11 protein-coding genes are annotated in these 11416 nt (G+C 70.4%); all 11 read left to right on the top strand.

Going from position 1 to position 11416, the window contains the following annotated elements; translation table 11 throughout:
• The first annotated feature begins 43 nt into the window (after positions 1 to 43).
• The 11 genes from ACWBNA_RS20815 to hpnH all read left to right on the top strand — a co-directional run bounded on the left by ACWBNA_RS20815 (position 44) and on the right by hpnH (position 11413).
• On the top strand, positions 44 to 889 hold the full coding sequence (locus ACWBNA_RS20815) for a glycosyltransferase family 2 protein (protein WP_482706054.1): 846 nt from the start codon (positions 44 to 46) through the stop codon (positions 887 to 889).
• Positions 890 to 985: 96 nt separating this feature from the next.
• Complete coding sequence (locus ACWBNA_RS20810; protein ID WP_482705927.1) at positions 986 to 1915, top strand: ABC transporter permease; 930 nt, start codon at positions 986 to 988, stop codon at positions 1913 to 1915.
• Positions 1908 to 2696 (top strand): ABC transporter ATP-binding protein, encoded by a 789-nt coding sequence (locus tag ACWBNA_RS20805; protein WP_482705926.1) that lies wholly within the window; start codon positions 1908 to 1910, stop codon positions 2694 to 2696. Before ACWBNA_RS20810 ends, ACWBNA_RS20805 begins: the two co-directional genes overlap by 8 nt.
• 402 nt (positions 2697 to 3098) lie before the next feature.
• Positions 3099 to 3986: a squalene synthase HpnC gene (gene hpnC, locus ACWBNA_RS20800; protein WP_482706053.1), complete on the top strand. Its 888-nt coding sequence runs from the start codon at positions 3099 to 3101 to the stop codon at positions 3984 to 3986.
• Entirely contained in the window at positions 3983 to 4933 is a 951-nt protein-coding gene (gene hpnD / locus ACWBNA_RS20795) for a presqualene diphosphate synthase HpnD (protein WP_482705925.1), read from the top strand. Before hpnC ends, hpnD begins: the two co-directional genes overlap by 4 nt.
• Positions 4933 to 5073, top strand: coding sequence for a DUF6380 family protein (locus ACWBNA_RS20790; protein ID WP_482705924.1), 141 nt, complete (start codon positions 4933 to 4935; stop codon positions 5071 to 5073). The genes hpnD and ACWBNA_RS20790 overlap by 1 nt, the downstream gene beginning before the upstream one ends.
• Positions 5070 to 6497: a hydroxysqualene dehydroxylase HpnE gene (gene hpnE / locus ACWBNA_RS20785; protein ID WP_482705923.1), complete on the top strand. Its 1428-nt coding sequence runs from the start codon at positions 5070 to 5072 to the stop codon at positions 6495 to 6497. The genes ACWBNA_RS20790 and hpnE overlap by 4 nt, the downstream gene beginning before the upstream one ends.
• A gap of 71 nt (positions 6498 to 6568) precedes the next feature.
• Entirely contained in the window at positions 6569 to 7633 is a 1065-nt protein-coding gene (locus tag ACWBNA_RS20780; RefSeq protein ID WP_482706052.1) for a polyprenyl synthetase family protein, read from the top strand.
• Between the two features lie 119 nt (positions 7634 to 7752).
• Positions 7753 to 9744, top strand: a complete 1992-nt coding sequence (gene shc, locus ACWBNA_RS20775) for a squalene--hopene cyclase (protein ID WP_482705922.1) — start codon at positions 7753 to 7755, stop codon at positions 9742 to 9744.
• Positions 9744 to 10385, top strand: coding sequence for a phosphorylase family protein (locus tag ACWBNA_RS20770; RefSeq protein ID WP_482705921.1), 642 nt, complete (start codon positions 9744 to 9746; stop codon positions 10383 to 10385). The genes shc and ACWBNA_RS20770 overlap by 1 nt, the downstream gene beginning before the upstream one ends.
• Before the next feature lie 5 nt (positions 10386 to 10390).
• Positions 10391 to 11413, top strand: coding sequence for an adenosyl-hopene transferase HpnH (hpnH, locus tag ACWBNA_RS20765; protein WP_482705920.1), 1023 nt, complete (start codon positions 10391 to 10393; stop codon positions 11411 to 11413).
• Positions 11414 to 11416 lie beyond the last annotated feature (3 nt).

Below are 11416 nucleotides of genomic sequence, written 5' to 3'. Positions count from 1 at the left end.
CGCCGCGGCTGCCTCCCTCAAGGTCGGCGCGGTCATCATCACCATGGGCAACCGCCCCGACGAGCTGCGCGCCCTGCTCGACTCGGTCGCCAAGCAGGACGGCGACCGCGTCGAGGCGGTCGTCGTCGGCAACGGCTCGCCCGTCCCGGACGTCCCCGAGGGCGTCCGCACCGTCGAGCTGCCGGAGAACCTCGGCATACCGGGCGGTCGCAACGTCGGCATCGAGGCCTTCGGGCCCAGCGGCCGCGACGTCGACATCCTGCTGTTCCTCGACGACGACGGCCTCCTCGCCGGCCACGACACCGCCGAGCTGTGCCGTCAGGCCTTCGAGGCCGACCCCCAGCTCGGCATCATCAGCTTCCGCATCGCCGACCCCGACACCGGGATCACCCAGCGCCGCCACGTCCCGCGCCTGCGCGCCGCCGACCCGATGCGCTCCTCCCGGGTCACCACCTTCCTCGGTGGCGCCAACGCCGTCCGCACGCAGGTCTTCGCCGAAGTCGGCGGCCTCCCCGACGAATTCTTCTACGCCCACGAGGAAACCGACCTGGCATGGCGGGCCCTCGACGCGGGCTGGATGATCGACTACCGGTCCGACATGGTGCTGTACCACCCCACGACCGCGCCCTCGCGGCACGCGGTCTACCACCGCATGGTCGCCCGCAACCGCGTCTGGCTGGCCCGCCGCAACCTGCCCCGTCCCCTGATACCCGTCTACCTGGGCGTCTGGCTGCTGCTCACCCTGGTGCGCCGCCCCTCGCGCCCCGCCCTGAAGGCGTGGCTCGGCGGATTCCGGGAAGGCTGGACCACGCCCTGCGGGCCGCGCCGGCCCATGAAGTGGCGTACGGTGTGGCGGCTGACTCGACTGGGCCGGCCCCCTGTCATCTGACAAGCTCGTTCCTGAGAGCACCGGGGCCATACCGAGGTCCCGGGCTCAAGCCATGCCCGCACAGGCTGCGCATCCCGAAGACGAAAGTTTCCACTAGTGAGTGAGACAACGCACGACGGCACGGTCGCGGTGAGCGCGCCCGTACCGCCCGACGAGGGCCCGACGGCGGCACAGCTCGCCGAGAAGTACGGCCTGACCGTGAGCGGCGCCCGGCCCTCGCTCGTCGAGTACGTCCGCCAGCTCTGGGACCGGCGTCACTTCATCATCGCCTTCTCGCGGGCGAAGCTGACCGCCCAGTACAGCCAGGCCAAGCTCGGGCAGCTGTGGCAGGTGGCCACGCCGCTGCTGAACGCGGCCGTGTACTTCTTCATCTTCGGCGTCATCCTGAACGCCAGCCGCGGCATGCCGAAGGAGGTGTACATCCCCTTCCTGGTCACGGGCGTGTTCGTGTTCACCTTCACGCAGAGCTCGGTCATGGCGGGCGTCCGCGCGATCTCCGGCAACCTCGGCCTGGTCCGCGCCCTGCACTTCCCGCGTGCCTCGCTGCCGGTGTCCTTCGCGTTCCAGCAGCTCCAGCAGTTGCTGGCCTCGATGATCGTGCTGTTCGCCGTGGTGGTCGGCTTCGGCCACTACCCCGACCTGTCCTGGCTGCTGATCGCGCCGGTCCTGGTCCTGCAGTTCCTCTTCAACACCGGCCTCGCGCTCATCATGGCCCGCGCGGGAGCCAAGACCCCGGACCTGGCCCAGCTGATGCCGTTCGTGATGCGTACGTGGATGTACGCGTCCGGCGTGATGTTCTCCATCCCGATCATGCTGGAGGACAAGCCGGACTGGATCGCGACGGTCCTGCAGTGGAACCCGGCGGCCATCTACATGGACCTGATGCGCTTCTCCCTCATCGACGGGTACGGGTCCGAGAACCTGCCCGACCACGTCTGGGCTGCCGCGGGCGGCTGGGCCGTGCTGTTCGCCCTCGGCGGTTTCGTGTACTTCTGGAAGGCGGAGGAGAGGTACGGCCGTGGCTGAGGACAGGAACGACGCGCACATCCCCACCGTCATCGCGGACGAGCTGCACATCGTCTACCGCGTCAACGGCGCCAGGACCGGCAAGGGCAGCGCCACCGCCGCGCTCAGCCGCATGCTCAAGCGAGGCTCCGACGACGAGGAGCGCGGCGTGCGCAAGGTGCACGCCGTCAAGGGCGTCTCCTTCGTCGCCTACCGCGGCGAGGCCATCGGCCTGATCGGCTCCAACGGCTCCGGCAAGTCGACCCTGCTGCGCGCCATCGCCGGCCTGCTGCCCGCCGAGAAGGGCAAGGTCTACACCGACGGCCAGCCCTCCCTGCTCGGCGTCAACGCGGCCCTCATGAACGACCTCACCGGTGAGCGGAACGTCATATTGGGCGGGCTCGCCATGGGGATGACGCGCGAGCAGATCAAGGAGCGCTACCAGGAGATCGTCGACTTCTCGGGCATCAACGAGAAGGGCGACTTCATCACCCTCCCGATGCGCACCTACTCCTCCGGCATGGCCGCCCGCCTGCGGTTCTCCATCGCCGCCGCCAAGGACCACGACGTCCTCATGATCGACGAGGCGCTGGCCACCGGCGACCGCAAGTTCCAAAAGCGCTCCGAGGAGCGCATCCGGGAGCTGCGCAAGGAGGCCGGCACCGTGTTTCTCGTCAGCCACAACAACAAGTCGATCCGTGACACCTGCAACCGTGTCCTGTGGCTGGAACGGGGCGAGCTGCGCATGGACGGTCCGACGGACGAGGTCCTCAAGGAGTACGAGAAGTTCACGGGCAAGTAGTCCACCCGGACCTGGGCGAAAGAGCCCACCGCGCTTCCCAGGGCCCCGCCGGAACTGCTCCGGCGGGGCTCCGCGTCTGCAAAGGAAACGTCAACTTCGGCCCCGCTTAGGAATCTTGACCCCAATTGGTGTGTTCTTGTGATGCGCAGGACACCCCGGAGATCCTTCGCGCGTTGTACAACGTAAGCTGGACCGGTCCCGAATCGCGGCAAGTGGGGCGATAATGCGCGACACCCTCCAGTGGGGCGGCTGCGCGGAAGGCCGGGCGGCGTGTCCGAAATAGTGTGCATTGGGTCGGCGGTGTAGAACGGGAGATGTGACGGCAATGGCTACGGAAACTCCCCAGCTCCACGCACCATGTGCCGTCCCCGCCCAGGGCAGTCAGCGGTGACGGGCAGCGGCATGCCGCGCCCCGGCCGGACGGAGCGCGGCACGCTCGACAAGGCCGCCGCGGAGAACTTCCCGGTGGCCCCCTTCTTCCTGCCCAGGGCATGGCGCGACGACCTCATGGCCGTCTACGGCTTCGCCCGCCTCGTCGACGACATCGGCGACGGCGACCTGGCCCCCGGCGGTGCCGACGCCCGCCTGCTCGGCGTGTCGCCCGGGGACGCCGAGGACCGGCTGCTCCTGCTGGACGCCTTCGAGGCGGATCTGCGCAGGGTCTTCGACTCGACCCCGCGCCATCCGCTGCTGCGCCGCCTCCAGCCGACCGTCCGCCGTCGCGCCCTGACCCCCGGGCCCTTCCTCGGCCTGATCGCCGCCAACCGCCAGGACCAGCTGGTCACGCGCTACGAGACCTACGACGACCTGCTCGCCTACTGCGAGCTGTCCGCCAACCCCGTCGGCCGTCTCGTCCTCGCCGTCACCGGCACCTCGACCCCCGAGCGAGTCCGGCTCTCCGACGCGATCTGCACGGCCCTCCAGGTCGTCGAACACCTCCAGGACGTCGCCGAGGACCTCGGCCGCGACCGCATCTACCTGCCCGCCGCGGACATGAAGCGTTTTCACGTCCAGGAAGCGGACCTTGCCACGAAAACCGGGAGCGCATCGGTGCGTGCCCTGGTTGCATACGAAGCGCAACGCGCCCGCGATCTCCTGAATGAAGGCGCCCCCCTGGTGGGTAGCGTCCACGGCAGGTTGAGGCTGCTGCTCGCAGGGTTCGTTGCGGGAGGAAGGGCGGCGATCCACGCGATCGCCGCCGCCGAATACGACGTACTTCCCGGCCCGCCCAAGCCCGGCAAGATCCAGTTGCTGCGTCAGGTGGGCGTGACTCTGCGAGGAAAGGGGTGATCCGGACCGTGGAGTCGGAACAGGACGTGCCCGCACCGGTACTCGCCGCCTACAGCTACTGCGAGGCCGTCACCGGGCAGCAGGCCCGTAACTTCGCGTACGGCATCAGGCTGCTGCCGACGCCCAAGCGCCGCGCGATGTCGGCGCTCTACGCCTTCTCCCGGCGCGTCGACGACATCGGCGACGGCGCGCTGGCCGGCGACGTCAAAGGCGCGAGACTCGAGGACACCCGGGCGATGCTGGCCCGGGTACGCCACGGCTCGGTCGCCGAGGACGACACCGACCCGGTCGCCGTCGCCCTCGCCCACGCCGCCGAGACCTTCCCGATCCCCCTCGGCGGCCTGGACGAACTCATCGACGGCGTGCTGATGGACGTACGCGGTGAGACCTACGAGACCTGGGACGACCTGAAGGTGTACTGCCGCTGTGTGGCGGGCGCCATCGGGCGGCTCTCACTCGGGGTGTTCGGTACGGAACCGGGGGCGCGTGGCGCCGAGCGCGCGCCGGAGTATGCCGACACGCTCGGGCTCGCACTCCAGCTCACCAACATCCTCCGGGACGTCCGTGAGGACGCCGAGGCCGGGCGCACCTATCTGCCCGCCGACGACCTCGCCAAGTTCGGCTGCTCGGCCGGCTTCAAGGGGCCGAAACCACCGGAGGGCGCCGACTTCGCGGGCCTCGTGCACTTCGAAGTGCGTCGGGCCCGCGCCCTTTTCGCCGAGGGCTACCGGCTGCTCCCCATGCTGGACCGGCGCAGCGGCGCCTGTGTCGCCGCCATGGCCGGGATCTACCGCCGTCTCCTCGACCGCATCGAGCGCGACCCGGAGGCCGTGCTGCGCGGCCGGGTCTCGCTGCCCGGGCGGGAGAAGGCGTACGTCGCGGTGCGCGGCCTGTCCGGCCTCGACGCCCGGCACGTGACCCGGCGGACCGTCAGGAGGCGTGCCTGATGGACAATTCGCTCCAAGGTGATGCCGCCGGAGGAAAGTGGCACGCAACCCTCCGGTGGAGCACGGCGTCCCTGACTGCGACGGCCTGCCGCGCAGGGATCAATTCGCCCGGCGGGCGCTCGGGGGAGGGTGCACGATGACGGACGGTACGCGGTCCGACGGGTCGTCGGCGGACGCGTCGGGACGGCCGGGACGGGACGCCGTGGTGATCGGCGGCGGGCTCGCCGGCGTCACCGCCGCGCTCGCGCTCGCCGACGCCGGAGTCCGGGTGACGTTGCTCGAAGGCCGGCCACGGCTGGGCGGGCTCGCCTTCTCCTTCCAGCGCGACGGACTGACCGTCGACAACGGACAGCACGTGTACCTGCGCTGCTGCACCGCCTACCGCTGGTTCCTCGACCGTATCGAGGGCGCGGCGCTGGCTCCGCTGCAGGATCGTCTCGACGTGCCCGTACTCGACGTCGACCGGCCCGGGGGACGGCGGCTCGGCAGGCTGCGCCGCGACGCCCTGCCGGTGCCCCTGCATCTGGGGCGCAGCCTCGCCACCTACCCGCATCTCTCGCTCGCCGAACGGGCCAGGGTCGGGCGTGCCGCGCTCGCGCTCAAGGGGCTCGACCTCGCCGATCCGAACCTGGACACGCAGGACTTCGGCAGCTGGCTGACCGCACACGGTCAGTCGGCGCGTGCCGTCGAGGCCCTGTGGGACCTGGTCGGGGTCGCCACCCTCAACGCGGTCGCGGGCGACGCCTCGCTGGGGCTCGCCGCGATGGTGTTCAAGACCGGTCTGCTGTCCGACCCGGGCGCGGCCGACATCGGATGGGCGCACGTCCCGCTGGGCGAACTGCATGACCGGCTCGCCCGCAAGGCGCTCGACTCCGCGGGCGTGCGAACCGAGATCCGTACACGCGTCACCTCCATCTCTACTGACGAAAACGGGACCTGGAGCGTTCAGGTTCCCGGCGAGACGCTCCGGGCGGACACGGTCGTCCTCGCCGTACCGCAGCGCGAGGCCCACGACCTGCTGCCCGTGGGGGCGCTCGACGCGCCGGAGCGGCTGCTGGAGATCGGCACCGCGCCGATCCTCAACGTCCATGTGGTCTACGACCGGAAGGTGCTCGGCAGGCCGTTCTTCGCGGCCCTGGGCAGCCCGGTGCAGTGGGTGTTCGACCGGACCGAGGCGTCAGGACTGCACCAGGGCCAGTACCTCGCCCTGTCCCAGTCGGCCGCGCAGCACGAGATCGACGAACCGGTCGCCGCGCTGCGCGAGCGCTACCTGCCCGAGCTGGAGCGGCTGCTGCCCGGCGCGCGTGGGGCCGAGGTGAGGGACTTCTTCGTGACCAGGGAACGCACGGCGACCTTCGCGCCCACTCCCGGCGTCGGACGGCTGCGGCCCGGCGCCCGTACCAAGGCACCCGGCCTCTACCTGGCCGGAGCGTGGACCGCCACCGGGTGGCCCGCGACCATGGAGAGTGCGGTCCGCAGTGGTGTGAGCGCGGCGCACGCCGCGCTCGACGCCCTGGGCCGGCCCCGCCCCCGTCGGCTCTTCGAGTTCGAGGAGGCGGCCTGATGCTCGATCAGCACGGCACGGCCGGCCCCCGCACCTTCGGTACCGCAACAAGAGGAGAGACTGTGCCCACTGTGCCCCCGGCCCCGACGGCCGCTCGGAGGACCGCGGTGGACGTGACCGCGCTCCTGGAGCGCGGCCGGACCCTTGCCACCCCGGTACTGCGGGCGGCCATCGACCGCCTGGCACCTCCCATGGACACTGTTGCCGCCTACCACTTCGGCTGGATCGACGCCGAGGGCAACCCCGCGGACGGGGACGGCGGCAAGGCCGTACGCCCCGCCCTCGCGGTCCTCTCCGCGGAGGTCACCGGTGCCTCGCCCGACGTCGGCATCCCCGGTGCCGTCGCCGTGGAGCTGGTCCACAACTTCTCGCTGCTGCACGACGACCTGATGGACGGCGACGAACAGCGCCGGCACCGCGACACCGTCTGGAAGGTGCACGGCCCCGCCCAGGCCATCCTGGTCGGTGACGCCCTGTTCGCCCTGGCCAACGAGGTCCTCCTGGAACTCGGCACGGTGGAGGCCGGACGGGCGACCCGCCGTCTGACCACCGCCACCCGTGCCCTGATCGACGGCCAGGCGCAGGACATCTCCTACGAGCACCGCGACCGCGTCAGCGTCGAGGAGTGCCTGGAGATGGAGGGCAACAAGACCGGCGCCCTGCTCGCCTGCGCCAGCTCCATCGGCGCGGTGCTCGGCGGCGCGGACGACCGCACCGCCGACACCCTGGAGAAGTACGGCTACCACCTGGGCCTCGCCTTCCAGGCCGTCGACGACCTGCTCGGCGTCTGGGGCGACCCGGTCGCCACCGGCAAGCAGACCTGGAGCGACCTGCGCCAGCGCAAGAAGTCCCTGCCGGTGGTCGCGGCGCTCGCGGCGGGCGGTGCCGCCTCCGAGCGGCTCGGCGAGCTGCTCGCCGCCGACGCCAAGAGCAGTGACTTCGAGAACTTCTCGGAGGAGGAGTTCGCGGCCCGCGCCGCCCTCATCGAGAAGGCGGGCGGCCGCGAGTGGACCGCCGAGGAAGCACGACGTCAGCACACCATCGCCATCGAAGCCCTCGATGCCGTCGACATGCCCGACCGGGTGCGGGCGCAGTTCACGGCACTCGCCGACTTCGTCGTCGTACGAAAGAGATGATCACTATCGGTCGAATAGCCCTCGCGTAGTCGCCGGCCGGTGTGGCGAGGAAGAAGAGCACCGGCCGACGGCGGACCCACAGCAGACGCACCGTATGCACACTGCACGAAGGGGAAGCCATGACAGCGACGACCGACGGAAGCACCGGGGCCCTGCCGCCCCGCGCTGCCGCGGCCAGCGAAACCGACATCAACACCCCCGTGGCGGTCGGGGTGCAGGACGCCGCCGTACGCGCCGTGCAACGCGCCACCGACTTCCTGCTGTCACGGCAGGACGCCGAGGGCTGGTGGAAGGGCGACCTCGAGACCAACGTCACGATGGACGCCGAGGACCTGCTGCTGCGTCAGTTCCTCGGCATCCGCGACGAGTCCACCACCCACGCGGCCGCCCTCTTCATCCGCGGCGAGCAGCGCGAGGACGGCACCTGGGCCTCCTTCTACGGCGGACCCGGGGAACTCTCCACCACCATCGAGGCGTACGTCGCCCTCCGTCTGGCCGGGGACGCGCCCAACGCGCCGCACATGGCGAAGGCGTCCGCCTGGATCCGTGCGCGGGGCGGGATCGCCTCCGCCCGGGTCTTCACCCGGATCTGGCTGGCCCTTTTCGGCTGGTGGAAGTGGGAGGACCTGCCCGAACTCCCGCCGGAACTGATCTACTTCCCCACCTGGCTGCCGCTCAACATCTACGACTTCGGGTGCTGGGCCCGGCAGACCATCGTCCCGCTGACGATCGTGTCCGCGAAGCGGCCGGTCCGCCCCGCGCCCTTCCCGCTCGACGAGCTGCACACCGACCCGGCGAACCCCAATCCGCCCAAGCCCTTCGCTCCGGTGGCCAGTTGGGACGGTGCCTTCCAGCGCCTCGACAAGGCGCTGCACGCGCTGCGCAAGGTCGCGCCGCGCCGGCTGCGCAGAGCCGCGATGAACAGCGCCGCCCGATGGATCATCGAGCGGCAGGAGAACGACGGCTGCTGGGGCGGCATCCAGCCGCCGGCCGTGTACTCGGTCATCGCCCTGCACCTGCTCGGCTACGACCTCGAACACCCCGTGATGCGAGCGGGGCTCGAGTCGCTGGACCGTTTCGCCATCTGGCGCGAGGACGGGTCCCGGATGATCGAGGCCTGCCAGTCGCCGGTCTGGGACACCTGTCTGGCGACCATCGCCCTCGCCGACGCCGGGGTGCCCGCCGACCATCCGCAGCTCGTCAAGGCGGCGGACTGGATGCTCGGCGAGGAGATCGTGCGGCCCGGCGACTGGGCGGTCAAGCGACCCCAACTGCCTCCTGGCGGCTGGGCGTTCGAGTTCCACAACGACAACTACCCCGACATCGACGACACCGCCGAGGTCGTCCTCGCGCTGCGCCGCGTCAGACACCACGACCCGCAGCGGGTGGAGAACGCCATCGGGCGCGGGGTGCGCTGGAACCTCGGGATGCAGTCGAAGAACGGCGCGTGGGGCGCCTTCGACGTCGACAACACCAGCCCGTTCCCCAACCGGCTGCCGTTCTGCGACTTCGGCGAGGTCATCGACCCGCCGTCGGCGGACGTCACCGCGCACGTCGTGGAGATGCTGGCCGTCGAGGGGCTCTCGCACGACCCGCGCACCCGGCGCGGCATCGAGTGGCTGCTCGCCGAACAGGAGCCGGACGGTTCGTGGTTCGGGCGCTGGGGCGTCAACTACGTCTACGGCACTGGGTCCGTCGTACCCGCCCTGGCCGCCGCCGGAATCCCCGCCTCGCACCCGGCGATCCGGCGCGCGGTCACCTGGCTGGAGTCCGTGCAGAACGACGACGGCGGCTGGGGCGAGGACCTGCGCTCCTACAAGTACGCCAAGGAGTGGAGCGGGCGGGGTGTCTCCACCGCCTCGCAGACGGCCTGGGCGCTGATGGCCCTGCTGGCGGCGGGGGAGAAGGACGCCAAGTCGGTCGAGCGTGGCGTCGAGTGGCTCGCGAGCACGCAGCGCGAGGACGGTTCCTGGGACGAGCCGCACTTCACCGGCACCGGCTTCCCCTGGGACTTCTCCATCAACTACCACCTCTACCGGCAGGTGTTCCCGCTCACCGCCCTCGGCCGGTACGTCCACGGAGAGCCGTTCTCCGGGGCCAAGGGGGGTTGATGAGCACCCAGTCCGCTCCGGCCCCGCTCCTCGTCGCCTGCGCGCTCGGCATCGAGCACCTGGCGCTGCGCAGCGGCGACCGCGGCGGCGCCGACGGGCCGGTCACCATTCTGCGCACGGGCATGGGTCCGGCCGCGGCCGAGCGCTCCGTGACCGTGGCGCTGGCCGACCCGGCGCTCGGCGATGCCGCCGTGGTGGCCACGGGCTTCTGCGCGGGGCTCGCCCCCGGCATGCACCCCGGCGATCTGGTCGTCGCCGAGGAGGCCCGGGACCCACGCGGCACCGTCGCGTGCGTCGGGACGGACCTCCTCGTCAAGGAGCTCGTACGGACGCTGCCCGGACGCACCGTCCACACCGGGCCGCTCACCGGCTCCGATCACGTCGTGCGCGGTCAGGAACGGTCGGATCTGCTCGCGACCGGCGCGATCGCGGTCGACATGGAGTCCGCGGCCACGCTTCTGAGCGCCGTCCGCGCGGGCGAACGCCCGGTTGCGGCCGTCCGGGTGGTGGTGGACGCTCCAGAACATGAACTGGTCCGGATCGGCACGGTGCGCGGTGGAATATCAGCTTTCCGCGTTCTTCGTTCCGTTCTTCCCGCTTTCTATGAATGGCACCGTTCCTTGCTGCTCCCCAGGAGGTGAGCCAGATGGCCATGCCGCTGCGTCAGTCCATCAAGGTCGCTACATACTTGGCCGAACAAAAGCTCCGTAAGCGGGACAAGTTCCCCCTCATCGTGGAGCTGGAACCCCTCTTCGCGTGCAATCTCGCCTGCGAGGGCTGCGGCAAGATCCAGCACCCCGCCGGGGTGCTCAAGCAGCGCATGCCGGTGGCCCAGGCCGTCGGGGCGGTGCTGGAATCCGGTGCGCCGATGGTGTCCATCGCCGGCGGGGAGCCGCTGATGCACCCTCAGATCGACGAGATCGTGCGGCAGTTGGTGGCGAAGAAGAAGTACGTCTTCCTCTGCACCAACGCCATGCTGCTGCGCAAGAAGATGGACAAGTTCAAGCCCTCTCCCTACTTCGCCTTCGCCGTGCACATCGACGGCCTGCGGGAGCGGCACGACGCGTCGGTGGCCAAGGAGGGCGTGTTCGACGAGGCCGTGGAGGCGATCAAGGAGGCCAAGAAGCGTGGCTTCCGGGTCACCACCAACTCGACCTTCTTCAACACGGACACCCCGCAGACCATCATCGAGGTGCTCAACTTCCTCAACGACGACCTCCACGTCGACGAGATGATGATCTCGCCCGCCTACGCCTACGAGAAGGCGCCCGACCAGGAGCACTTCCTGGGCGTCGAGCAGACCCGCGAGCTGTTCAAGAAGGCCTTCTCGGGCGGCAACCGGCGCCGCTGGCGGCTCAACCACTCCCCGCTCTTCCTGGACTTCCTGGAGGGCAAGGTCGACTTCCCGTGCACGGCCTGGGCGATCCCGAACTACTCGCTCTTCGGCTGGCAGCGCCCCTGCTACCTGATGAGCGACGGGTACGTCCCGACGTACCGCGAACTCATCGAGGAGACCGACTGGGACAAGTACGGCCGCGGCAAGGACCCGCGCTGCGCCAACTGCATGGCGCACTGCGGCTACGAGCCCACCGCCGTCCTCGCCACCATGGGATCCCTCAAGGAGTCGCTGCGCGCCATGCGCGAGACCGTCTCCGGAAACCGGGAGTGAGGT

It is taken from the genome of Streptomyces sp. Q2 (assembly GCF_056820935.1).
The sequence above is the reverse complement of the archived record's forward strand: the minus strand, read 5'-3'. Positions and strand labels throughout refer to the sequence as shown.

Excerpts from the sequence above, each read along its gene's own strand:
- hpnH (WP_482705920.1), top strand. The coding sequence starts at position 10,391 with ATGGCCATGCCGCTGCGTCAGTCCATCAAGGTCGCTACATACTTGGCC.
- ACWBNA_RS20815 (WP_482706054.1), top strand. The coding sequence starts at position 44 with ATGGGCAACCGCCCCGACGAGCTGCGCGCCCTGCTCGACTCGGTCGCC.
- ACWBNA_RS20770 (WP_482705921.1), top strand. The coding sequence starts at position 9,744 with ATGAGCACCCAGTCCGCTCCGGCCCCGCTCCTCGTCGCCTGCGCGCTC.
- hpnE (WP_482705923.1), top strand. The coding sequence starts at position 5,070 with ATGACGGACGGTACGCGGTCCGACGGGTCGTCGGCGGACGCGTCGGGA.
- hpnC (WP_482706053.1), top strand. The coding sequence starts at position 3,099 with ATGCCGCGCCCCGGCCGGACGGAGCGCGGCACGCTCGACAAGGCCGCC.
- ACWBNA_RS20790 (WP_482705924.1), top strand. The coding sequence starts at position 4,933 with ATGGACAATTCGCTCCAAGGTGATGCCGCCGGAGGAAAGTGGCACGCA.
- shc (WP_482705922.1), top strand. The coding sequence starts at position 7,753 with ATGACAGCGACGACCGACGGAAGCACCGGGGCCCTGCCGCCCCGCGCT.